Annotated in this window: 20 protein-coding genes and 1 tRNA gene; 9 read left to right on the top strand and 12 right to left on the bottom strand. The window is 56.5% G+C overall.

What is annotated here, in order from left to right; genetic code table 11:
• Positions 1–14: 14 nt before the first annotated feature.
• The gene (locus tag HY795_15260; GenBank protein MBI4806583.1) at positions 15–2009 is read right to left on the bottom strand and encodes an ATP-dependent metallopeptidase FtsH/Yme1/Tma family protein; all 1995 of its coding nucleotides are present in this window, start codon (positions 2007–2009) and stop codon (positions 15–17) included.
• Positions 2010–2124: 115 nt separating this feature from the next.
• Here HY795_15260 and HY795_15255 point away from each other — a divergent pair.
• A tRNA-Sec gene (locus tag HY795_15255) sits at positions 2125–2217 on the top strand.
• A gap of 1653 nt (positions 2218–3870) precedes the next feature.
• Here HY795_15255 and HY795_15250 read toward each other — a convergent pair.
• The 10 genes from HY795_15250 to HY795_15205 all read right to left on the bottom strand — a co-directional run bounded on the left by HY795_15250 (position 3871) and on the right by HY795_15205 (position 11352).
• Positions 3871–5322: an outer membrane homotrimeric porin gene (locus HY795_15250; GenBank protein ID MBI4806582.1), complete on the bottom strand. Its 1452-nt coding sequence runs from the start codon at positions 5320–5322 to the stop codon at positions 3871–3873.
• A 63-nt stretch (positions 5323–5385) separates the two neighbouring features.
• A complete protein-coding gene (locus tag HY795_15245; protein MBI4806581.1) occupies positions 5386–6462 on the bottom strand; it encodes an ABC transporter substrate-binding protein in 1077 nt (358 codons plus the stop codon).
• 63 nt (positions 6463–6525) lie between these two features.
• On the bottom strand, positions 6526–7320 hold the full coding sequence (locus tag HY795_15240) for an ABC transporter ATP-binding protein (GenBank protein MBI4806580.1): 795 nt from the start codon (positions 7318–7320) through the stop codon (positions 6526–6528).
• Positions 7321–7356: 36 nt separating this feature from the next.
• Entirely contained in the window at positions 7357–8214 is an 858-nt protein-coding gene (locus tag HY795_15235; GenBank protein MBI4806579.1) for an ABC transporter permease, read from the bottom strand.
• A gap of 3 nt (positions 8215–8217) precedes the next feature.
• On the bottom strand, positions 8218–9027 hold the full coding sequence (locus HY795_15230) for an ABC transporter permease (GenBank protein ID MBI4806578.1): 810 nt from the start codon (positions 9025–9027) through the stop codon (positions 8218–8220).
• Between the two features lie 34 nt (positions 9028–9061).
• Positions 9062–9817, bottom strand: coding sequence for an ABC transporter ATP-binding protein (locus HY795_15225; GenBank protein ID MBI4806577.1), 756 nt, complete (start codon positions 9815–9817; stop codon positions 9062–9064).
• A gap of 44 nt (positions 9818–9861) precedes the next feature.
• A complete protein-coding gene (locus tag HY795_15220) occupies positions 9862–10197 on the bottom strand; it encodes a DsrE family protein (GenBank protein MBI4806576.1) in 336 nt (111 codons plus the stop codon).
• A 9-nt stretch (positions 10198–10206) separates the two neighbouring features.
• A complete protein-coding gene (locus tag HY795_15215) occupies positions 10207–10605 on the bottom strand; it encodes a DsrE family protein (protein ID MBI4806575.1) in 399 nt (132 codons plus the stop codon).
• Between the two features lie 9 nt (positions 10606–10614).
• A complete protein-coding gene (locus tag HY795_15210) occupies positions 10615–10896 on the bottom strand; it encodes a hypothetical protein (GenBank protein ID MBI4806574.1) in 282 nt (93 codons plus the stop codon).
• 18 nt (positions 10897–10914) lie between these two features.
• Positions 10915–11352 (bottom strand): OsmC family protein, encoded by a 438-nt coding sequence (locus HY795_15205; protein MBI4806573.1) that lies wholly within the window; start codon positions 11350–11352, stop codon positions 10915–10917.
• A gap of 883 nt (positions 11353–12235) precedes the next feature.
• On the opposite strand from HY795_15205, the gene HY795_15200 reads away from it, so the two are divergent.
• The 3 genes from HY795_15200 to HY795_15190 all read left to right on the top strand — a co-directional run bounded on the left by HY795_15200 (position 12236) and on the right by HY795_15190 (position 15835).
• Positions 12236–14131, top strand: a complete 1896-nt coding sequence (locus HY795_15200; protein MBI4806572.1) for an alkaline phosphatase family protein — start codon at positions 12236–12238, stop codon at positions 14129–14131.
• 121 nt (positions 14132–14252) lie between these two features.
• Positions 14253–14834, top strand: a complete 582-nt coding sequence (locus tag HY795_15195; protein ID MBI4806571.1) for a hypothetical protein — start codon at positions 14253–14255, stop codon at positions 14832–14834.
• A gap of 131 nt (positions 14835–14965) precedes the next feature.
• Positions 14966–15835, top strand: coding sequence for a YitT family protein (locus HY795_15190; protein MBI4806570.1), 870 nt, complete (start codon positions 14966–14968; stop codon positions 15833–15835).
• A 23-nt stretch (positions 15836–15858) separates the two neighbouring features.
• On the opposite strand, the gene HY795_15185 is transcribed toward HY795_15190, so the two are convergent.
• Positions 15859–17322, bottom strand: a complete 1464-nt coding sequence (locus tag HY795_15185) for a sigma 54-interacting transcriptional regulator (GenBank protein ID MBI4806569.1) — start codon at positions 17320–17322, stop codon at positions 15859–15861.
• Between the two features lie 184 nt (positions 17323–17506).
• Here HY795_15185 and HY795_15180 point away from each other — a divergent pair, with 184 nt between their 5' ends.
• The 5 genes from HY795_15180 to HY795_15160 all read left to right on the top strand — a co-directional run bounded on the left by HY795_15180 (position 17507) and on the right by HY795_15160 (position 23527).
• Positions 17507–18547, top strand: coding sequence for a DMT family transporter (locus tag HY795_15180; protein MBI4806568.1), 1041 nt, complete (start codon positions 17507–17509; stop codon positions 18545–18547).
• Positions 18548–18563: 16 nt separating this feature from the next.
• Entirely contained in the window at positions 18564–18839 is a 276-nt protein-coding gene (locus HY795_15175; protein MBI4806567.1) for a hypothetical protein, read from the top strand.
• Positions 18840–18875: 36 nt separating this feature from the next.
• Complete coding sequence (locus HY795_15170) at positions 18876–20648, top strand: methyl-accepting chemotaxis protein (protein MBI4806566.1); 1773 nt, start codon at positions 18876–18878, stop codon at positions 20646–20648.
• A gap of 682 nt (positions 20649–21330) precedes the next feature.
• Positions 21331–21951, top strand: a complete 621-nt coding sequence (locus HY795_15165) for a BMC domain-containing protein (GenBank protein ID MBI4806565.1) — start codon at positions 21331–21333, stop codon at positions 21949–21951.
• A 76-nt stretch (positions 21952–22027) separates the two neighbouring features.
• Complete coding sequence (locus tag HY795_15160) at positions 22028–23527, top strand: aldehyde dehydrogenase family protein (protein MBI4806564.1); 1500 nt, start codon at positions 22028–22030, stop codon at positions 23525–23527.
• Positions 23528–23546 lie beyond the last annotated feature (19 nt).

Raw genomic sequence — 23546 nt, 5'->3', positions numbered from 1 at the left:
GTCCGGCCCGGAGATCAGGAGCTTTTGCCCTCTTTGGGGGAAGCTTCGCCGGAAGCGGTCGCGGTTTCTTCATTCCCGCCGGAAGCGGCCGGTTCCTCTTTGGCCTGGGCTTCACCGGAAGCGGAAGAAGAGCTGCTTTCGGCCTCAGGGCTGGCCTTGGCCTCCTCAGGCTTGGATTCCGGAGCCTTGGGCGCGTCCGCCATGATATCGACCGGAGGAAGTTCCTCGCCCTTCATGATGAGGTCGATGTCCGCGCCGCTTATGGTCTCGCGCTCCAGCAGGGCCTTTGCAATGAGGTGAAGAACCTCGATGTTGTCCGAGAGAAGCTGCTTGGCCGTGGCGTGGCAGCCTTCCACGATGGAGCGCACCTCGGCGTCGATCATGCGGGAGGTGTCCTCGCTGAAGTTCTTGTGCGCCACCATGTCGCGGCCCAAAAAGATCTCCTCGTCCTTCTCGCCGTAGGAGAGCGGCCCGAGCTTCTCGCTCATGCCCCACTTGCAGACCATCTTGCGGGCCACGCCCGTGGCGCGCTCGATGTCGTTGCCCGCGCCGGTGGTCAGCTGGTTCAGCACCAGCTCTTCGGCCACGCGTCCGCCCATGAGCATGACGATGGAGTCGGTCAAAAAAACCTTGGAATAGGTGTGCCGGTCGTCCTCGGGCAGCTGCATGGTGACGCCCAGGGCGCGTCCGCGCGGGATGATGGATACCTTGTGCACAGGGTCGGAGCCCTTGATGAGCTTGGCCACCAGGGCGTGTCCGGCCTCGTGGTAGGCGGTGGTGCGTTTCTCCTCGTCGGAGATGATGAGGCTGCGGCGCTCCTTGCCCATAAGCACCTTGTCCTTGGCCATCTCGAAGTCGGCCATGATCACCCGGTCACGATTGAGCTTGGCTGCGGACAACGCTGCCTCGTTCACCAGGTTCTCAAGATCGGCTCCGGAAAAGCCCGGAGTGCCCTTGGCCAGGATGTCCAGATTCACTGAGCCGTCCAACGGGGTGCGGCGGGTGTGGACTTCAAGAATATGCTTGCGGCCGCGTACGTCCGGGGTGGGCACCACCACCTGGCGGTCGAAACGACCAGGACGCAGAAGGGCCGGGTCGAGAACGTCGGGGCGGTTGGTGGCGGCGATGAGAATGACGCCCTCGTTTGATTCGAAGCCGTCCATTTCCACCAGAAGCTGGTTCAAGGTCTGCTCGCGCTCGTCGTGGCCGCCGCCCAGGCCCGCGCCGCGCTGGCGGCCGACGGCGTCGATTTCGTCGATGAAGATGAGGCACGGGGCGTTCTTCTTGCCCTGCACGAACAGGTCGCGAACGCGGGCCGCGCCCACGCCCACGAACATCTCCACGAAGTCGGAGCCGGAGATGGAGAAGAACGGCACGCCAGCCTCACCGGCCACGGCCCTGGCCAGAAGGGTCTTGCCGGTGCCGGGGCCGCCCACCAGGAGCACGCCCTTGGGGATGCGCCCGCCCAGGCGGGTGAACTTTTTGGGGTCGGAAAGAAACTGCACGATCTCCGAGAGCTCTTCCTTGGCCTCGTCCACGCCCGCGACGTCCTGGAAGGTGACGCGCTGGGTGTCCTGGTTAATGAGGCGCGCGCGGGAACGGCCGAAAGACATGGCCTTGCCGCCGCCGCCCTGCATCTGGCGCATGAAGAATATCCACACGCCGATGAGCAGAAGCATGGGGAACCAGGAGACGAAGATGGACACGTACCAGGGCGACTCCTCCTCGGGCTCGGCGCGGACCTGGACCTTGTTGTCCAGAAGCGTCTTGACCATGGTGGGGTCGTTGGGCGTGTAGGTGATGAAGCGCTGGTTGTCCGTGGTGACGCCGTCGATGCGGTGCCCCTGAATCTTTACGGCTTCGATCTGGCCCGAAGTGGCCTTCTTGATGAACTCGGAATAGGCGAGCTTCGAAGACTGGGCGGGCTGCTGATTGAGAAGATTGAACAGGACGATCATGACTACGCAGATGACCGCCCAGATGCCCAAATTCTTAGTGAAATTATTCAAGTCAATTCCTCCGTGGGTGTTTCCCACAGCGATTTAGGTAACACTTCGGGACAACCCTGTCCATGCGCCCGGAGTTGAATTCATGGAGTGTTAAGGTTACAAGGGCCGTTCGGCCGGAAGCGTATCGTCACCGGTGTGGCGCCTGGACTTCAAATCCAGTGGAAGGCTCATCCCCTTCGGTAGGTTCGACCCCTATACGCTTCCGCCATCCTTGACTTTTTCCCATCACCCCTGTTCACTTGATCCACCTCGATTACTCGAGTCTAGCCTTTTACCCCACTCCTACCCCACAATTGACGACGGACCGTCGCCAGATTCCATCTGGTCAGCATGTGTAAGGTGCGGCCGCAGCCTTATCCTTGTGGGTCTATGTGGTCAACCTGGACCTTATGAACAGACGATAGCTGCGGCCGCATCCGCTCAGCCTTGGGGTCACCTGCCTTCCGCCCCCTACCCCCCTTCCCTTTGGATAAACCAACCAATGGTCACGAACAGTCGCGATTTGAGCTTGCTGCTTCCCGAATAAACGCGGGTCCTTCCGGAGCCCTATTAAACAGGGTTCACATACACCTCGGGCGGTCGCGGATTTTCGTGGAAAATATCTCATGGAAAAATGGAAGAGCTCCGACGCGCCTCATGGGTTTGAGGCATTTTTAGATATCGAATCTGTTCACGGCAGATGAATCAGGAATAGTAGTGAGTCTAAATGGTGTGAGGGTAAAAATTGAATTCCGCTCCGACCAAGGTCATCACCGAAACCATGGACAAGTACCAAAGCTACAAGTATTATATCGAGGAGTTCATAATCGACCGCGCAGAAGCGTCTGTGCATAAAACGGCCGGCGCAACGTCCATATAGGATGTCTAATCCGAATAGTGGCTTAAGAACGATAACAAAAACGTGAAGTCAATCCCATCACAGGCACTCTTTAATCCATGCATCGAATAGCGCCCAGAGAACAAAGAATATGAGTAACTACAAATACTTATTATTGCCGCTCAACACGGATGTGGAGCTCAGAGGGGAGAATTCTGGATCCTAAAGGGTGCGGACCATTCACCCCATTGGACCATGAAACGACCTAAACGCCCATAATAAAGGTGTGCTCATTTTTTAGGACCTTTATCTCCATTAATGGTCCTATAGGGTAAAAGTATAATTAAAAGTAAATAATATAAGATAAATACAATATTGGACCATTGAAATTGATGGTCCGCAATGGTCCAGAAGGTCCAGAAAGAACTTCCTAGAATTACGCTGTTCCAACTGTGGCGCACCTAGATTCTCAAGAACCACAAACACTTAACCCTTCTTAAGACTTCCCACCAGATCGATAGGCTTGCTCTACATGGCATCAATGCGAGACCGTCGAGCTCCACCTTTGGGGAGAGCTAGGAGGGGACGAGGCCCGCTACTGCGTAGTGCACAACGTGTTCTTTAGCCCTATTGTTCGATGGCATAAACTCGAAGAGGGAGCAATGGGGACTGCAGTGGCAGAAGTTTGGTGAGCCACGAGGTGGGTCCTCAACCAGGGTCCATGCTACTTCAGATTCATTAGGTTGTCCGACTCGTTTTATACTTACTGGCGGTCACTAGTCAGACTCCATTCAAGCAATGCCACCGATGGATGGTCAGAGTGCCGATTTTATCATTGCAGATGAAGAATATCATCCGCAAACCATAGTCGATGCCATCGAGGCAAACGGGGCAGTGTCTGTGATACACCCTCGCTCGAGACCCAAAACAAAGCGCGAGGACGTTCGACATTGCATCCTTAACAAAAGAGAGGAGCACACATTGAAAAAGGGCCGGAGCACATGCTCCGGCCCACCACACTATACTCAGGATCAGACAGCGGAACTAGAACTTATACTGCAGACCGAAGGCCACCTTCCAGACGTCGCCGCCACGGGTGGCATTCGCCATGCGATGACCCCAGACGGAGGTCTGGAAATCGCCGTGGGACCAACCGGTCTCCACGATGGCTGCCAAGTTCTGGTAGATGTTGTACTTGGTGTCCAGGTTGACGGCCAACACGGACTCTTTGTCAGTCAGGTCACGTCCGATCTGCACGTAGTTGCCGGTTCCCTGCAGGGCGTTGGCCTTGCGCAGGCCAGCGGGGCTGTTGGTGCCGCGGGCGTAGCTGAAGGTCAAACGGTGGGTGAGGTCCTGCACGAAGGAGATCTTGTCCAAAGCGGCGACAAAACCCCAGGAGCCGACAGCGTTGATGTTGGTGAATCCGTTGGCGAAAGCCTGGTCGCCGTCGAACAGGAACGAGTTGCTCGGGCTCCAGTAGTTGACGACCACGGGCATGCGCTCAGAGCCGTTGGAGATGGAGCTGTCCTCACCAGTGGAGTACCAGAAGGTCAGCTGGGGAGTGACCATGTCAAACCCGGTGTACTCGGCCGCCACATCGAAGAAGAGACCGGCGCGCTTGTTGCGCGAGCGGTCGTTGTCGTTGCCGGAACCGTACATGATGTCCGCGTAGAACTTGAAGGGATCAAGCGCGGTCACCGCGAAGGTCGAGCCGACCCACCAGTAGACGTTCTGATTGTTCTTGAACGAGGTGGACGTACCCATCGAGCCGGCCGCCAACAGGTTGTTGGCCAGGGTCTCGTTGGAGTAGCCGCCGTTGCCAACCCACACTTTGTTGTAGGCGGTGTCGCGGCCAGCCACGGAGATCATGCCCCACGGGGTGGCCTTGAAGCCTTCAAGGGTGATGGGCAGCGCCATGAAGTAGCCGTCGAATTCGTCGGACTTCTGGGTGGTGGTGGGATCGAAATCCTTGTTGGAATCGACCAACCGGGTGAATCCGGCGATGATCTTGAACTGGTCAACCACCGGGACTTTCACGATGGCCGCCGCAGCGCGGCAGCCGCCGAGCACGGGGTTCGCATCAAGCCAATCGGCCGACAGGGGCAGGTCCATGTCCTGCATGCCCACGGTGAATTCGACATCAGAGCCAGGCCATTTGAACTGCATGAAGGCCTGGTACACCTGAATGGATACGGCCGGGTTGTCCACGGTGAAGGTACCGGAACCCCAGGGCACATCGCCGATCTTGATACCAAGGCGGAACTTCAGGCTTTCGTTGGCGATGAAGTCCGTGCGGACGCGAAAACGCTCGTAAATGGTCATCGCGTCAGCGGTTTGTGAACCGTTGTAGTTCCAGCCAGTGTACTGCATCTTTGACCAGAAGTTCGCATGGACGCGAACGTCGCCGGTCATTTTGACTTCAGTCGCAGCTTCGGCTGATGCCAGGCAGCCGAGAAACATTGCTGCGGCCAAGACCAGATGGCCAATTAACCTCATAATTCCTCCTCCTCAAATGCCGTTAGATGGTTACAACACACCATATAGACACACTCCGCGCAGTTATTGCGGGAGGGGCTGCTGCCCTGCGATCTTCAGGAACTTGTCGGTGACGATCCCGGCCTTCTTGAACTTCTCAAGCTCGGCAGGAGAGAAGCGCCCCATGCGGGTGAAGAACTCGGCGGCTTGGTTCTGCCAGCGGGTCATCTCAGCCTCGCCCTTGGCGGCGTCGTTCAACTTGGTCGCTTCGGCCAGGGTCCAGCGAGGATGCACGTCCAGGTCCTTCTTGGCATCATCGGCGCTCATCTTGGTGCCGCAGAAGTCGTTCATGAAGTCCTGATAGGACTTGACCATCTCAGGGGAGGAACCCTGGGCCTTCAGGAGCTGGGAGACGCGGTAGTACACGCGCAGGAACTTGGCGGCGGTTTCGGGGTTCTTGTCGCACCACTCCTTGTCGCCGACCAGGACGGTGGCGGTGTAGGCTTTGGTGGTACCGGTGGAACCGGCCTTCACCCAGCCACGGGATTCGGCCTGGAAGGTGACGGGCGCCCACACGGAAGCCACGTCGCCGATGCCCTTTTCAAAGGCGGCCACGATGGAAGGCATTTCCATGTTGGTGATCTTGACGTCGCTCTCCTTGAGGCCAAGGATCTCGAGCCACTTGCCGATGATGTAGTGCACGGTGGTCTGGGAGGTCAGCAGAATGGTGCTTCCCTTGACCGTCTCAGGCGTACCATAAACATCGGGGTATTCGGGGTTGTAGCCCTTCTTCTTAAGGATCGGGCTGTCCTTGCGGACGTAGAAAGCGTTCACGTCGTCTTCGGCATTGGCGCCGCCGACCAGGTAGATGTTGTAGCGCATGCCGCCGATGAGCGTACCGCCAACGCCAGTGCCGCCCAGAACCCACTGTTTGGCGGGAAGGGCTTCCATCTGGGCCGGGCCGCTGCCGAAGGAAATCATCTCGATATCAAGCCCTTCTTCCTTGTCCCAGCCCTTCTTCTTGGCATACCAGATGTTGAAGGCTTCGGAGGAATCCATCCAGCATGTGGGTACCTTGACCAAAGGCTTCTGCGCCATCGCGCCTGCAGCTAGCGAGAGTACGAACATAAACGCCATCGCGAACACCAACATCTTCTTCATAAAGGCCTCCCTCGAATGGGTTTAGATTAGCCCGCTTCCAAGCGGATCACTCGGCACAGGTTGCTACAACGTCAGCTCTTGCTCGTCGGTTATGGTCTGGCGCAGCCTGAGGAATTCGATGTCCATCGGATCCCTTGGCCGGGGCAGGTTCACCTCGTAGGAAGACTTGACCCTGCCGGGCAGTTTCCCTTCCATGGTGACGATCCGGTCGCCTAAGATGAGAGCTTCATCAATGTTGTTGGTGACGAAAACCATGGTCCGCTTCTCTTGCAGCCAGATGCGCTCGGTTTCCTTTTCCATGAATATCCGGGTTTGGGCGTCGAGCTGCCCGAAGGGTTCGTCCATGAGCATGACCTTGGGGCTCGTGGAGAACGCCCTGGCGATTCCGACCCTCTGCTTCATGCCACCGGAGAGCTGGTGGGGATAGAACTTCTCAAAGCCGCCCAGACCAACGAGCTTGATGTAGTGTGCGACCTTTTCCTTCACTTCATCCGCAGTATGGCCGTTCATTTCCAGCCCCACGGCAACGTTCTTTTCAACGGTTTGCCAGGGGAAAAGCATGTAGCTCTGGAAAACGAGCCCTCTGTCAGGGCCTGCCCCTGTTACCTTGGCTCCGTCCAAATAGACTGAACCCTCTGTGGGAGTTTCCAGGCCGGCGATAATTCTCAGAAGAGTCGTTTTCCCACACTGTCCAGGCCCAAGTATGACAAGCAGCTCCTGATCATACACATCGACAGATACGTCTTTAAAGACTGGAACGATGTGCGTTCCCTTCTGTATGAACGTCATAGTCAAGTTCTTGCATGAAATCTTGACTGGTGCTTTTGCATCATGAGTATTCACAGTGACGTCCTTCATGATTGTAGAGTGTTCTCGATGTGACTTTGCATCCCCTTAGACGGAGGAGATGTCACGTCTCCAGGGGCAGAGCTTGCGGTCGATCCATTCGAGTGTCTGTGAGATGATCCAGGCGATGATGGCGATGACCACCATGCCGCCTATGACCATGGCCGGATCCGACACTTTCATGCCCTGGATGATGATGTAGCCGAGTCCCGATTTGGAACTCACCAGCTCAGCCGCGAGCACGCATCCCCAGGCGCTGGACATGGCGATCTGCAGTCCCGCGGAGATGGCCGGCATTGACGCCGGTATGCATACGAGGCGGATCTCGTCCCACCGTTTTCCGCCCATGATCCGGACCACGTCGTAGAGTTCGGGATCGATGAGCAGGACGCTGTTGTAGGCGTTTAAGAGCGCCGGGATGAAGGAGCCGATGATGATGATGAATATCTTCGGTGTCTCCTGGACGCCGAACCACAGGATGGCCACGGAAATCCAGGCCAGGGGAGGCATGGGTTTGAAGATGTCTATGATTGGCTTCACAATGGCGTTCACGTAAGGGTTCAGGGCCATAATGAGGCCCAGGGGAACGCCCAGCAGGGCCGCCAGGATGAACCCAATAAGGACGCGCTTTAAGCTGGCCCAGATGTGCCCCCACATGGTCAGTCCGGCCAATGTGGTGGTGAACAGATCATTGAGCTTGTTGACAACATCCATGGGAGTGGCCAAGGCGCTTGAATGCCCGAGCACATTGCTCGAAGCGGCCAAGTGCCAGATTCCAAAGAAAGCCAACAGGGACATCACGTTGAGGAAATACTCGTTGCGCAGAAACGCGACGATGCTGAACGGCTTCTTGTCCCCGTTCGAGATAATGACTTCGTTGCAGACATTCTGGGAGGTGCTGGACATGTTCTATCTCCTGATGCCGGCGAGAAGTTTCGCTTCGACTCTGTCTATGATCACGCCGATGAACGCGCCGGCCAATCCGACACTGACCATCCCCAGGATAACGATATCCGTGCGCCCGAGGTTTCGCCCCATGGTGATGAGGAATCCCAGCCCCTGGTCAGAGGCCAAGAGCTCAGCGCCAACCAGGGTGACCCAGCAATACGCCAGGGCGATCTGCAGAGCTCCGAACACCATGGGCAGAGCCGACGGCACGCAGATGCTGGTGAATATCTTCCAGTCCGAAGCGCCGAAGGTTCTGGCCATTTGGATGTGTACCGGGTTGGTCATGCGAACGCCCATGAAGGCGTTGATGACGCACGGAACGATTCCCGAGATCCAGATAATGAACACCTTGCCGCCAAGACCAATCCCGAACCAGAAGATCGTGAGGGGGATCCAGGCAATCGGGGGGATGGGGCGTACCAATTCGAAAATCGGGCGCGCTATGCCCCGGACCACGGAGAACCATCCCATCATCAGTCCGAGCGGCAGGCCAACGAGAAGGGCGAGGACATAACCGATGAACGCCTCTTGCATGCTCACCCAGGCATGGGTGAGCAGCGTTGCGCCGTCGGGATTCACATTTGTCAGTTTATCAATGGCGAGCGTAAGGGTGGTCGAAGGGCTTGCCAACAACGTTGTCGGTATTCGCCAGTCGTTCACGCCCGGCGGAGCCACCGACACCTCCCATACTGTGAAGAACAAGACGATGCTCAGTACGGGGAGTATTCGGAGCAAGAGAGGCTTTCGGAACTTGACCGTTTCAAAGGCCATTAACGCTTCTCCTTTCTCATGATATTCACAGGCTTTACCACCATCGGATAAGTTCCGTGACCTGCCGGCGAATCTCGATGAACTTGGGGTCCAGGAAGTTCCTCGGCCGTGGAAGATCCACCACGACCTCAGCCCTGACCTTGGTGGGCTTGGGCGTGAGCACAATGATGCGCTCCGCGACGTAGACAGCTTCCTCAATGTTGTGGGTCACGAAAAGAACCGTGCTCTTGAGAGTCTGCCAGAGCTTCACCAGTTCGTCCTCGAGGAAGAAGCGGAGCTTGACGTCCAACTGTCCGTACGGTTCGTCCATCAGAAGCAGGTCCGGGTTCACGGCGAAAGCCCTGGCCACGGCGATGCGCTGCATCATGCTGGCGGACACCTGGTTGGGATAAAGGTCGGCCGTGTCCTTAAGACCCACGAGCTCCAGGATATGATCGAGCCTTTCCTGAAGTTCCTTATTCGGGAACTTCTTTATCTCCATCCCATAGGCGACGTTCTCGGACACTGTTCGCCACGGAAGGGCGGTTGGCTCCTGGAAGACGAATGCAAGGTTGTGCTTGCGCGGATTTGCTACTTCACCATCGATGAAGATATTGCCATCAGTTGTTTCGGAAAGCTTCGACATGCAGTTTAAGAAGGTTGTCTTCCCGCATCCAGTCGGACCGACAATACTAACCAGCTCACCCTCTTTGATGTCAAAGTTAATATTATCAAGAACAAGCAAGTCACCGAACTTCTTGGTGAAGTTTTTGACCTGTATTTTAGTCTTTCTTTGTATGCATTCGGACACTAGTATTACCTCATGAACCGTTTTCGCGTGTCATCCATGACAGCCTAAAAGGTAGCGGTTGCGTCCGCATCCTGTACCATGTCCGCTACATCTTCCTTGTCAACGACCTTCACCCCTTCAATGAAGTCCTTCTCTGTAAGTCCAAATTCCACCATGCTGTCGCGAAGCACGCTGACTTCGCCGCCTTCTTCAATGAAGCGGCCGAGAAGGTCGCCAATATAGCCGGGGACACCAAGAAGGTTGAACACACCGTCGTTCATGTAGACCAACTGCGTATCAAGGCCGCCGCTGGACATCACCGCCCAGGCGGCCCTCAATCCGAGCACGGCGGCCTCTTCTCCAGGGGCCTTACGCACCACAACATTCATTGAATGCAACATCACGCCCTCCTAGCGGCCAATCGACAGAAGCACATCCGTGCTCAGCAAGTAACGGTTGAACGTATTTCCCACGTCTCCCCATTCAACTCCGTCCAGGTAGGCGCACCCTTCAATTCCACGGCTGTACTCTGTGGTATGGCACGTGGCAATCTTGGCCCCTTTTGCGGCAAGTGCCTCAATCTTATCGGACAACACAAAGCCGTCCATGTGCTCACGAAGCGCATCAGATATCGGAGATCTTCCATCATATGGAACGGGCTTGCTGCCAAGGTTGCATCCGTTTCCGTAGAGAAAAATATTCACTCCATCGCCACGTTTCAGAATGGCCTCCGCGAGATTAATGCAGAATATGGCATCATCGTTTTCCGTGCTTCCGGAACGTAGAATCATGGTCACTGTCTTACTCATCACATTCCCCTACAGAGATACAACACGATCATGATCTTCAACGATCATCTCTGCTATTCTCTCGTAATCGATTGCTTCAACGCTACTATCTGGAGAAATGTTCCTTGCGGAAAGCGCGTCCTGGCAGGCGAACATCTCTTCTGGCTCCAGGTGAGCCAATTTTCCTACCATGCTTGGAGCCGCGTAATACACCGCATCTCCGTACAATAGGATGCTTTTATCTTCACTCCCACCCAGGACACCAATTTCTTCCAGCTTCGAATGGTCAAGAGAATTCAGGATAAATAACATTCTGCTTCTCCTGCATCACTACTTGACAAGATTGATATCGTAGTCAAACTCAACGCCTTCTTCCATGGAATACGTGACCAATGAACCTCTATACAGCGCGTCACGGATCCTCTCGAAGGCAGCATCATCCAACTCATTGGCACTGAGTTCAACAGAAAGCTCGATGTGGGTGAAGGCCGTCCGCATGGAATCAGTCTTTTCTTTTGTAACCGTTGCCGAGGCAGACATGCTGACAGGCTTTCCAGCAGCTCTCTTTATGTCGTTCCACAAAGAGTTCGTGTAGCAAGCTATGGCCCCAGCCACCATGAGCCTGCCCCCCATGTGCTCATTCGCCTTTTCTTCCTGCGTAAGATTTGAGCTATTATAGTCGATCACCGGCATAGCAGCTGATCCAGTATGGATTTTCCAGTTGCTGTCGCTGCTTCTGTCGAAAGTAAGAGTAATGGTCTCGGACATTAAATACTCCTGACTATCTAAAGTTATTCGCCTTCTACCTGTCAGTAATTTTTCTTAACAATTGTTCGGCAACAATTTGTTCAAGACCTCTGCACATACGTATAACTTTCATTCAAAAGCTCCGGGACCATATTACCAAGAATCCACTGGCTTTAGCGCCCAATTGTGCAAGCGGTATGCCACCCTCCCGCAAGATATTTCAGCATTCAGGCGGGAGAGACAGCCTGACTACTTGCCTGAGCAGGCATTCATGAATTTTGTGATTTTTTTAACTCGCGTTTGGCTTCAACACTACACCAATCCAGACCGAGAAAGTATACTTAATACCATCCACGCAACAAATACTACGTTATTATAGCTCGTTAGATCGGCGCGACTTCGCGCAACCGATACAAAGTGTCACCTGGAACACATGCGTCGGGGGCGCCATAACACCGCGCACATCCGCGGCAAGCATGCCCCAAACACCCAACTCCTGTGCTTACGCCTCATATACATTGTTTTTCATGAAACCCGCGACATGATTGTCGCGAATCGAGCTCGTCTCGTCGTTCCAGAAAAAACAAGTAATTACTCACATATACATGGCGCTCCTCACCCCCGGCGACATTCTTGACGCATGACAAGACAAACCATCCATTTATTGATTTCGCGCGATTCTAAAAGCCTCCCCCGATGAGGCTCAAATCCAGGCATCCGAAACTTTTGGAATGGAAAATGCTCAAGGGGAAGCCGTGAAGTTCGGCAAAGACTTCTGCACAGTTGATCTGTCGAGTGTTTGGATATGAGTTTTCCGTGAATTCATCAGGCGCAAGCAAGTCGCGATGAGCACGGCAAACAAGGTTACATCGAACATAAATATTCATACGACAAGGATCGCATAATGGCTAAATTGGCAAAGAAAGCCGCACTTGTTGGATTCGACTGCTGCATTCCGAAACGTCTGGAAGCTCTCGTTGCAGAAGGTGCACTTCCGAATTTCAAAAAATTCATCGAGAGTGGAAGCTACATGTCGGAAGGATACAATCTGCCTACTGTAACTCCTCCATCCTGGGCAACAATATGCACCGGAGCATACCCAAGAACCCATGGTGTCGAAGACTATTACTACTACCTTGAAGGCGAAAGCCTCGAGCACAAGAAGACTTGCCAGGCCTTCGGCGCTGAAATCCTCACCGCGGAAACCATCTGGGACGCGTGGGACAAGGTGGGGAAGAAAAGCATTGTCGTGAACTACCCCATGTCCTGGCCCAACAAGATGCAGAACGGCGTCATGATCATGGGTCAGGGACTGTCCCCGGCCGAATCGCGCTGGGAGATGCTTGGCAACGCCCACAAGGAATTCCTCGCATCTGAAAGCGTCGTCTCCACCGACTTCTACCCAATGGGACTTCAGGTCCGTTTCGACGATGCCAAGGGATGGGCGAACCTCCCGGAGGGCGCGGAAGAACCCCTGGAAGCAGTCATGCACATGACCTTCAAGGAGTCCATGGACCCGCTTGAAAACCAGGTGTGGTACGGATTGACCTGGGAGAGCGACGACGACGGATACGATGTCTTCGCGCTTTGCCCTGAGAAGGATTTCTCCAAGGCATTTTTCGTGATCCGCAAGGGTGAATGGAGCGACGTGGTGCGCCACCCCTTCACCATCAAGGAAGACAAACGGACTGAAGACGGCACCTTCAGATGCAAGCTGCTCGAGCTTTCCGACGATGCTGAATCCTTCAAGCTCTACGTCACCGGCATTTCCGGGTTCAACGGGTTCATCTCTCCGCCGGAAGCGCGCGACCACATCAACCTTGCCGAGCATGTCATCTGCAACGACATCGGCCTGGTCGCCTTCATTCACGGCGTCATCGACATGGACACCGTGGTCGAAGTCGCCGAGTTCCATTCGCAGTGGCTTATCGAAGCGGCCACTTCGGTGCTCAAGGCCCATTCCGACTGGGACCTTTTCTACATGCACACCCACCTCATCGACTGGTTCTACCATGGCTGGCTCTCCGAGATGGAAAGCTCCGACCCGGTCATCCGCCAGCGCGCCTACGACATGGAGCGCAAGATCTACCAGATCGAGGACCGTCTGCTTGGCAAGATGATGGAGGCCTTCGGCGACGAGGCTCTGGTATGCCTCTGCTCCGACCACGGAGCCACTCCGTTGGGCCCCATATTCAACACCGCTGAGGCGCTGAAGCAGGCCGGGCTGTGCCACTACGAGCCCAAGACCTCCGAGAACTACTGGGAAATCTACGAGGAGTCGGAAGGGTTCAACTACACCCTGGACGTAACGAAATCCAAGGCCGTGCCCCAGCGCTACATGTTCGTGTACGTAAACATGAAGGACAAGTATCCCGGCGGCATCGTGCTCCCCGAGGAATACGAGACCGTGCGCAACCAGATCATCGACGCATTGCTTGACTACAAACACCCCGAGACCGGCGAGCGGCCGGTGCTCATGGCCATCCGCAAGGAGGACGCCAAGGTCTTCGGAATGGGCGGCGCCCAGGCCGGAGACGTGGTCTTCGTGCTCAAGCCCGAATACATGGCCGAGCACGGCTACGGCCTGCCCACCGGCGAGTCCGGCTGCGGAGAGCTTAAAAACGTGCTCATCTTCAAGGGCCCCAACATCAAGCGTAACTACCGCTACGAGCGCCCCCGCTGGCTGGCCGACATCGTACCGACCATCTGCTACGCCACCGGCAATCCCATCCCGGCCGACGCCGAGGGCGGACCGATCTACCAGATACTGGAAGATCCGAATCTGGTGAAGGGCAACTAGGACCGTGCGCCGGGCAGGACCATGCGGTCCGCTGCCTGTCGACGATGCATGAACCCACACGAAAGAAATTAAACCGGGCTCCAGGGCATTGGTTTTCCCGGAGCGAATAAGGAGACGAGTCATGGCTGAGAAGAAAGTAATCCTGCTTGTAGCCGGAAAAGTGAATACCGATGGCGACGGTGCTTCCTGGAAGAAATTCCAGAAAAAAGCCGTGGTTGTTACGAACTATACCGCTGGTGACGCCGCCGCCTTCGCGGCCAAGGTTCCCGGAGGAGTCAAGACCACCGCGGACGCACTGGCCGCCACGTTCGAAGGGGACACCGCTTTCGCCTATGTGGCTGCCGGCGACCTGGACGCTGCCGCTCTTGAAGACATCATGGGCAAGATTCTCGCCGCTGCCGACCGCCGCACCCTGGTGGTGCTGGCCGCGGCCAACACCCTGATGTTCTACGGCCTTGGCACCAACTCCAAGACCGCTTCCATCGACCGCGCCGCCAAGGTCGAGGACATCGTCCCCACCGCTGCCTACATAGCCGACCTGCCCCTGCCCGACGATACCACCGGGGCGGTTCTGTACCAGGTGCTCAAGGAAACCAACCTGAAGCTGAACGAATTTTTGAAGCTCAAGGAGGCTTTGACCAGGATGGAAGCGGCATTGCAGCGCGACAGCCGCGAACCCTGGGACAAGCACGACTGCGCATAGATCCCACACCCCTCATAACCCTCAACGCGGGATCACCACCTCCTCCCGCACACGCTGGATGGGCATGTGTTACAGGCACATGCCCATTCTCCGTTGCCAGTGACAGACCCAGAGCTGCAAGAACGAAGACCATGAAACAACACATTGGACTGAAACACATCACCAATTCCCTGCCCTGGAACCTCTGGCTCCTCTGCGCCGGAAGCTTCCTCTATGTCCTCGGCTACAACGGCATCGCTAGGCAGCACGAGTTCATCCCGGGGGGGCTCTACGGACTTGCGGTTCTCATACAGCAGGGTACGGGCATGTTTTCCGTGGCCTCCCTTTACGCCTTGTTCAACGTTCCCATCTTCATCCTGGCTCTGCATGGCGTCAGCAGGCGTTTTTTCCTGCTGAACCTCTTTTGCATGGCCGTGGTCGCCTGGCTCACCTCCGCTCTCCAGGTGGATTTTGCCATTCATGACCGCCTGCATGCGGCCATCGCGTCAGGAGCCCTGATGGGGGCCGGCTGCGGCGTCATCCTTCGCTCAAGCGGGGCTGGGGGGGGGCTGGACGTGCTGGCCGTGATGCTGAACCAGCGCTATGGGATACGATTTGGCCTTTTCTACTTCGTGGTGAACGTGCTGCTCATGCTGGCTGCCGCCACGCGCATCGAACCGGATCTTGTGGTGTCTTCAATCGTGCTGCAATGCATCTGTTCGGTGGTCACGGAGTACATTCTCTCGCTTTTCAACCAGCGTAAATCCGTGTGGATCATCTCGGCAAAGACCGAGGAAATCTCCCGCAGGCTGGCTGACGAGACCCCGCTGTCCGGAACGGTTATCCGTGGCCGCGGCATCTATTCCGGCAAAGAGATCGACATGCTCTACTCCATCGCCCACAACTTCCACATCAAGACCATCGAGGACATCGTCTACGACATCGACCCCGATGCCATTTTCGTGGTGGAGAACACCTTCACCGTGTTCGGAGGCAACATCGCGTCGCGCAAAAAGTACTGACCGGCAAATCCCTGAGAAAAACCTCAGATTCCGTATTGCTTCACCTTGCGCTGCAGGGTCCTCAGGTTGAGCCCCAGAACACGCGCGGTTTCCCCCTTGTGCCAGCGGCACTGCTCGAGGGTTCTTTGTATCATGGCCTTCTCCAGCCGTTCCACCGCGTCGTTGAGCGTTTCCGTATCGCGCAGCTCAATGTCCACCTCGCAACCCGGCAAGAGCTGGTTGCACAGCCGCACATCCGAAAAGTTGACTTCCCCAAAAGTGACGTAGCGGTCGAGCACATTGTGGAGCTCGCGGATGTTGCCGGGCCAGTCGTACTTCATCATGGCCATGCGAACGGCCGCCGACATGCTCACCGTCTTCTGGCCGCGCTCCTCGCAGCGGGCAAGGAACTTGTCGATGAGCAAGGGGATATCTTCGGGCCTCTCGCGAAGCGCTGGGATGTGGATGCTTAAGACGTGGATTCTGTAGAAGAAGTCGGCCCGCATGGTTTTTTCACGGACCATCTCCTTGATATCCTTGTGCGTGGCGGTGATGATCCTGAAATCGGAGCGCCTGGGGACCGTGTCGCCCACGGGCACGTACTGTTTGGTTTCGATGGCGCGCAGCAACTTGACCTGTAGGTTCAGGTTGAGCTCCCCGAGTTCGTCCAGAAAGAGCGTCCCCCCGTCCGCCGCCGCCAGATACCCCTGGCGATTGTCGTACGCCCCTGAGAACGCGCCTTTCTTATGCCCAAAGAATTCGCTTTCGAGCAGCTGCTCCGGGATGGCCCCGCAGTTGACGGGCACGTACTTGCCCTTGCGCCCGCTCATCTCGTGAATGGTCCGCGCGACCAGATCCTTGCCGGTGCCGGTTTCCCCGAAAATCACCACGTTGGTGTCGCTTTGGGCAGCCTTCAGAATGAGCTTGTAGACCTGCTGCATGGACAGGCTCATTCCCACGAGTTCCCCAAGCCCGCACCCCCCGTTCACCGAAGAGCGCAGCCGCTCGTTTTCCTCCTGCAAGGTGATTTCGCGCATCTTCTGGACGCTTACGTCCATGATGATACCTTCGAGCAGTACGGGTAGGCCGCTCTCCTCGAAGACCGGTTCACCCTGGTCCCAGAGCCATTTCGTCTCGCCATTGGCAGCGGTGACGCGGTACATGAGCTTATACGGCCTGCCCTGAAGGATGGCTTCGCGCTCCTCCTTGCGGACCCGCTCGACATCCTCAGGGTGCATCATGCGCTCTATGGTGTTCACCTTTTGGGTGATCAGCTCTTCGGGCGTGAACCCCAGCAGATCGATGCTCCCCCGGCTGACAAATTCAAGAACGTAGGAAAACTCTTCGCCGATCCGGCAACAATAGGCCATGCCCGGAAGATTGTTCAACAATCGCGTCAGTTTCCTCTCGCTTCGATGCAATTGCCTGCGAATATCGTCACCATCCGCGACTGCGGTGATTGCGCTGTCTTGTTCCGGGGCAAACTGATTCGGACCGTATGTGCTCATAATGTGGATTCCCGGGGTCTTCCTGTCATAGATGGTGTCAAATCTGTCGCTGCCAAAGCCTGGTAATGCTTGAAATTAAAATACGCAACGACAATTTCGTCGCGACCAGGACTTCCATTTCCATTCGTACAACGCACTGCGCCCCTTTCTGCTGTGATGCTGCATACGTGGCACTCCCTGTGCAATGTTTAAGAAAATTTCACATCCGGGAGGATACTCGGTGCCTGAATTCACCGGCCGGTCTCCAGCGGCGGCATTGGTTCAACGCGACCTTGATTTCGCCAAACTTGGCCTCATCTGGGGGCTCCTCTCCGGCATGCTGTGGGGCTTAAATAGCGTCGTGCTCGACCAGGGGCTCAAACACGGGCCTTTCGCGAATTCCGCCCTCTGGCTGCTGGCGCCGCTCACCGCCGCAGCCATGCACGACATTCTGGCAAGCTGTTGGCTTTTACTGTTCAACGTCTCCACTGGACGAATCCGCGAAATCGGGCGCAGCCTCTTCACCCGGCCGGGGATCAAGATCTGCTTGGCCGCGCTGTTCGGAGGCCCGCTCGGCATGGGCGGATACATCATCGGGATCAAGCTTGCCGGCCCCGCGTACGTCCTGCCCATCACCTCGCTGTACCCGGCGGTCGCTTCGGCCTTGGCAATGGTGTTCCTCAATGAGCGCATAAGCCTGAGGGCCTGGCTGGGACTGGCGCTCTGCGTCGCCGGAGCCATCATCATTGGCTATTCGCCGCCTGACGCCTCCCCGGGAAACGATTTCTACATCGGCATTGCCATGGCCATAGTAGCCACGTTCGGCTGGGGCACTGAAGGCGTTTTGTCCACCAGCGGCATGGACCTGCTGGACCCGGCCGTGGCCTTGAACATCCGCCAGCTGGTGTCTGGCGTGGCCTACATGCTTATCATCCTCCCGCTCCTCGGGGGCTGGCTGGTACTCGAAGATGCCCTGGCAGCTCCCTCGTCGCTCATCCTCCTGGGCGCTGGCGGACTTGGCGCTGCTTCGTACATGCTTTGGTACCGGTCCATGAACATGACCGGGGTGAGCCGGGCAATGGCCCTCAATGTGACCTACGCGCTCTGGGGCATCCTTTTCAGCGCCCTGTTCTCCGATACGACCATCACCCTGGCCCTCACCGTGGGCGCAGTGACCATCACCACCGGCATGATCCTGGTCGTCGGCAACATCAAGGAAATGACCAACCTGCGTAACGGCGCATAGCCAAGGACCGGCATTCATGTTCGGATTCAAGCCACCGCTCAAATTCATGATCGTTAAGTCCCTGCTCGACTCCAAAGGCAAAAACGCCAAGGAGATCCACGACCATCTCAAACATGATTACGGCGCCGAAAAGCAATTGAGCATTGAATCTGTTGAAAACCATCTCCAGACTTTAAAGACCGTTGGAGTTGTAAAAGTCGTATCAGTCAACCGAGGGGAGGACGAGGAACTCGTTATCCAGTATAGTATCACGAAAAACGGCAGAGCTCTCATAAGCAAATCGTTGCTGTAATCTGTAAATAACGTATATGCTCAGGAGCGCACTACAATGATGTTTCTCCTTCCTACAACTGTAAGAACGAGTACAAAAATTATCCTACTCGTACTTGTGCTTTCTTCATTTACCGCAATTGTGGGGATATACAGCATATTCGGACTTGCTACCGTTAAAGAACAAACCGACAAGCTTTCAAACCTGGAGCTTCCTGGAACATACTACATAGGCCGCCTCCACATTGAACTCTTCAGTATTGCCATGGTTGAAAAAGACATCCTCGTTACGGTGGAAGACTCGGACCTGGCCAAACACGAGAAACGCCACAAGGAGGAGATGGCCCGCTTCGCCGCTGACCTGGAACAGGCGAAAGGATACTTCTGGACCGAGGAAGGCCAGACGGCTTTCCAAAAAATGGTCGATGCCGCTGACGCATGGAAGCGGGTGAACATCGAGGTGGTCCGGCTGGCCCTCTCCAGGTGGGACACCAAGGCCACGGCATTGTCCACCGGCGAAGCCAACAAGAAGCTCCAGGCCGTGGAGCAATGCCTCGAAACGCTCAGCCAGATCAACAAAGCAAACGCGGCCAGGCAGATCGAAATCATCGACGCCACCACCGGGAAAATCAAGCAGACGGCTTTCGCGGCCATCGCCGTCTGTGTCTGCCTCGGGCTCGGAATGGGACTTCTCTTCGCCAGGACGCTCAAAAAGCAGCTGGGAGAAGAACCGAAGGTGCTTGCGGACGTGGCGCAGCGCATAGCCATGGGGGATCTGGATGTAGCCGGAGATTCGGGAAGCGCAGCCAGCGGGGTTTACAAGGCCATGTTGCAGATGAGCGGCAACCTGAAATCCAAAATTCGCGAGGCACAAGAAAAAACCAGCGAAGCCGCGGAAGAGGCTTCACGCGCCACCAGCGCCCTGGCCTCCGCGGCCGAGGCGCATGCCAAATCGGAATCCGCCAAGCGCGAGGGAGTTCTCCTGGCCGCCAACTCCGTCCAGCAAATTGCTGAAAGGCTGTCCGTTGCCACGGAAGACCTCATAAGCCGCATAGACCAATCCAGCAAAGGCGCCGAGCATCAGGCGGCCCGGACCGGCGAAACCGCCTCGGCCATGGAGGAGATGACCGCTTCGGTTCTCGAGGTGGCCCAGAATGCCTCCCATGCTTCGGAAACGGCTCATTCGGCCAAGGCCAAAGCCCAGGAGGGAGCTCGCGAGGTCGGGCAAGTCATTCGCGAAATCGGGGATCTCCAGAAACAAGCCCAGGAATTACGCATGGATATGAGCATGCTCGGCACCCAGGCACAGGGGATCGGGAACGTGCTCAATGTCATCACCGACATAGCGGACCAGACAAACCTGCTGGCCTTGAACGCGGCCATCGAGGCTGCCCGGGCCGGGGAAGCCGGCAGGGGGTTCGCCGTCGTGGCTGATGAAGTCCGTAAGCTGGCGGAGAAGACCATGACGGCCACCAAACAGGTTGGCGACGCCATTGCCGGCATCCAGAGCGGAACTACGAAGAACATCGGCAATGCGGCGCGCGCCGTGGAGATCGTCGAATCAGTCACGACTCTGGCGACGCGGTCTGGCGCCTCGCTCTCTGAAATCGTTCAGCTCATTGACCTGACCTCGGACCAGGTGCGAACCATCGCCACCGCGTCGGAACAGCAGTCGGCCACAAGCGAACAGATCAACAGGGCCTTGGAGGAAGTGAGCCACATTTCGAATGCGACATCGGAAGCGATGGAGCATTGCTCGACCTCCGTCGACATGCTTCTCTCACAGGCCCAGAGCCTCAATTCGCTTGTGGAACAAATGCTGTCTGAATGACATGGGCGCGAACAAGCAGTCTCTGCCGTACAGCTTTTGATCATTGCCCGACTGTGGGGTTCCGCGTCTTCCTTGGCGCCACTTGGCGTCAAGGAAGACGTTCGACCATCACGTATCAGGGGACAGGCAGAGGTGGTTCCAAGATTTCCCCCTCCCATATCCCTCCACCTTCGCCATTGAGTTGAACTCTCTCTTCTTTCCCTCAGTTGTGGCCTGGCACTGCAAGGACTCTATGTGCACTCTTCAGGCCATCATGTCATGAGTCATGCCAATTTTGTCGTCTCCAATAACCACTAATAATTGAGATAATAAATGCAGACGACAGCTTTGTCGCACCGGACTTTTCCCGCAAGCACAAAACACCTCGCAATGTCGCATTTCACCGTCTTTATCCGAAGTGGCATTTCCTGTGCAAACAGCAAAGAAATCAGCGCCTTTCAGCGGGGGAATGGTGGTTGAACTGACCAATCCCGCATTCGCATATGAAAACACACTCTAAGCACATCGTGATCAAGCAAACACTTCTTCCGCCGCCATGCGCGCGGTGAAACAAAGACATACCCGCCAAGCGTCAAACAAGAACCTTTTCTAACTTGCCAGCCCACTCAACCGTTGCGAGACGGTTTGCCGGGAGCGCTCGCAGGACAACTCACGAACTGGCGGAGCAAGTACGAGGAAACGCATGAGGTATTACGGCGAGGAGGCCTTGGGCCTCATCGAGACTCTGGGAATGGTCCCGGCGATCAACGGGGCGGACAGGATGCTCAAAGCGGCCAATGTCGCCTTGATCGCCTATGAAAACGTAGGCTCCACCCTGGTTGCCGTCATGGTGAAGGGGGATGTGGCCGCCGTGAAGGCCGCAGTGGATGCTGGGGCGGCTGGGGCAGCAGAAATTGGCAAGCTTACGGCCCGCAACGTCATGCCCCGCCCAATCCGTGGGGTTGGCGACATCGTTTCCGTGCATGCCGTGGACGATGCGCACCACCAGGAAAACGGCAAGCACCGGCCCAGGGCGCTTGGTCTCATTGAAGTGTTCGGCATCGTCTTTGTCCTGGAAGCAGCGGACGCCATGCTGAAAACAGCGGATGTGGAACTCGTCGGCTACGAAAACGTCGCTTCGGGATACATCTCGGTTCTGGTTCAGGGGGATGTTGCCGCGTGTACCTCGGCGGTGGAAGCCGGAGTGAAGGCCGTCGAAGAGATGGGAGCCACGGTCTACAGCTCTGTTGTCATTCCCTCGCCCCACCCGAGCCTGGCCAGCATCCTTAAACGATACGACCTTGAGAATCTCCTTCCCCACTGAACCGAATGCCCAGGATTCTTGACTCCACGCGCGCAACAAGCGCCCCCACCTTGCACCGCAGGCAGGAGAGACATTCATGATTGTCGACAATGATTTGCTCTCCATTCAGCACGCCAGAATCATCGCTGAAAACGCCTTTGAGGCGCAAAGGAAGCTGGCGGCGTTTCCTCAGGAGAAGCTGGACGAAATCGTCGAGTACGTGGCTGACGCGGTCGAAGCGCATACCCAGACCCTTGCGGTCTTGTCTCATGAGGAAACGGACTACGGTAGATGGCAGGACAAGTGGGTGAAGAACCGCTTTGTCTGCGGCCATGTACGCGAACGGTTGCGGGGCATGCGCTGCGTGGGCGTCATAGGTGAAGACAGGCAGAGCCGCATCATGGATGTCGGCATCCCGGTCGGGGTGATCGCAGCCCTCTGCCCGGCGACCAGCCCGGTTTCCACAACCATCCATAACACGTTGATTGCCTTGAAGTCTGGTAACGCCATCATTTTCTCTCCCCACCCAAGGGCCGTGAAATGCATCGAAAAGGTGCTGCACATTATGATCGACGCAGCGCAGGCCCATGGTCTGCCTGAGGGGGCCCTTGCCTGCCTGCACCCGGTGACAAAAAGCGGGACCCTTGAGCTGATGAACCACAAGGCGGTCTCGCTCATTATGATCACAGGGGTGCCGGGCATGCTTCATGCGGCCCGGAATTCTGGCAAGCCCCTCGTGTATGGGGGAACCGGCAACGGCCCGGCCTTTGTTGAACGCACCGCCGACATCCAGCAGGCAGCCAAGGACATTGTTGCGAGCAAAACTTTTGATAACGGCATCGCCGCCTCGGCGGAACAGTCCATCGTGGTGGACGCCTGCATCGCCCGCGATGTAAGGCGCGCCTTGCAGGACAATGGCGCCTACTTCATGTCCGAGGAAGAATCGCACAAGCTAGCCGTGCTTTTCTGCCCGGATGGAAGGCCAAATGCAGGGGTAATAGGCCTGTCTGCCGGAACCCTGGCCCAGAAGGCGGGTTTTTCGGTTCCGGCTGATGTGACGGTTCTAATCGCGGAAAGAAAATACGTCTCCGATGCGGACCCCTTTTCCAGGGAAACGCTCTCCCCTGTCCTGGGCTTCTACGTGGAGGACGACTGGATGCACGCCTGCGAAAAGTGCATCGAATTGCTCCTTTACGAAAGAAATGCCCACACCATGGTCATTCATTCCAACGACGAAGAAGTCATCCGCCAGTTCGCCCTGAAAAAGCCCGTGGGCAGGCTCCTGGTGAATACGCCGGCCGCATTCGGCGGCATGGGCGCTACCACTAACCTCTTTCCCTCCATGACCTTGGGCAGCGGCTCCGCCGGATACGGAATCACCTCGGACAATGTGAGTCCGCTGAACCTCATATACACGCGCAAGGTTGGTTATGGCGTGCGGCAAATGCCTGCCATGGACGGCAGCATCTCAGAGCAGGAGAAACCCGACCCGCAAAAGAGCATGCCCGGCGGCAGCGACCACTCCATGAGCTCGGAAACCATACACCAGCTCCTGAAAGAAGTGATCCGGGTCATGAACGACCCTGCGGCCCGATGATCAAAGGTACCCTGTAGAA

The sequence above is a fragment of the Desulfovibrio sp. genome, assembly GCA_016208105.1.
In the GTDB taxonomy this organism is placed as follows: domain Bacteria; phylum Desulfobacterota; class Desulfovibrionia; order Desulfovibrionales; family Desulfovibrionaceae; genus Fundidesulfovibrio.
The sequence above is the reverse complement of the archived record's forward strand: the minus strand, read 5'-3'. Positions and strand labels throughout refer to the sequence as shown.

Coding starts and splice junctions, on each gene's coding strand:
- HY795_15235 (MBI4806579.1), bottom strand. CDS start 8,214: ATGTCCAGCACCTCCCAGAATGTCTGCAACGAAGTCATTATCTCGAAC.
- HY795_15250 (MBI4806582.1), bottom strand. CDS start 5,322: ATGAGGTTAATTGGCCATCTGGTCTTGGCCGCAGCAATGTTTCTCGGC.
- HY795_15245 (MBI4806581.1), bottom strand. CDS start 6,462: ATGAAGAAGATGTTGGTGTTCGCGATGGCGTTTATGTTCGTACTCTCG.
- HY795_15170 (MBI4806566.1), top strand. CDS start 18,876: ATGATGTTTCTCCTTCCTACAACTGTAAGAACGAGTACAAAAATTATC.
- HY795_15185 (MBI4806569.1), bottom strand. CDS start 17,322: ATGAGCACATACGGTCCGAATCAGTTTGCCCCGGAACAAGACAGCGCA.
- HY795_15230 (MBI4806578.1), bottom strand. CDS start 9,027: ATGGCCTTTGAAACGGTCAAGTTCCGAAAGCCTCTCTTGCTCCGAATA.
- HY795_15195 (MBI4806571.1), top strand. CDS start 14,253: ATGGCTGAGAAGAAAGTAATCCTGCTTGTAGCCGGAAAAGTGAATACC.
- HY795_15240 (MBI4806580.1), bottom strand. CDS start 7,320: ATGAAGGACGTCACTGTGAATACTCATGATGCAAAAGCACCAGTCAAG.
- HY795_15220 (MBI4806576.1), bottom strand. CDS start 10,197: ATGTTGCATTCAATGAATGTTGTGGTGCGTAAGGCCCCTGGAGAAGAG.
- HY795_15205 (MBI4806573.1), bottom strand. CDS start 11,352: ATGTCCGAGACCATTACTCTTACTTTCGACAGAAGCAGCGACAGCAAC.
- HY795_15210 (MBI4806574.1), bottom strand. CDS start 10,896: ATGTTATTTATCCTGAATTCTCTTGACCATTCGAAGCTGGAAGAAATT.
- HY795_15180 (MBI4806568.1), top strand. CDS start 17,507: ATGTTTAAGAAAATTTCACATCCGGGAGGATACTCGGTGCCTGAATTC.
- HY795_15165 (MBI4806565.1), top strand. CDS start 21,331: ATGAGGTATTACGGCGAGGAGGCCTTGGGCCTCATCGAGACTCTGGGA.
- HY795_15190 (MBI4806570.1), top strand. CDS start 14,966: ATGAAACAACACATTGGACTGAAACACATCACCAATTCCCTGCCCTGG.
- HY795_15215 (MBI4806575.1), bottom strand. CDS start 10,605: ATGAGTAAGACAGTGACCATGATTCTACGTTCCGGAAGCACGGAAAAC.
- HY795_15160 (MBI4806564.1), top strand. CDS start 22,028: ATGATTGTCGACAATGATTTGCTCTCCATTCAGCACGCCAGAATCATC.
- HY795_15175 (MBI4806567.1), top strand. CDS start 18,564: ATGTTCGGATTCAAGCCACCGCTCAAATTCATGATCGTTAAGTCCCTG.
- HY795_15200 (MBI4806572.1), top strand. CDS start 12,236: ATGGCTAAATTGGCAAAGAAAGCCGCACTTGTTGGATTCGACTGCTGC.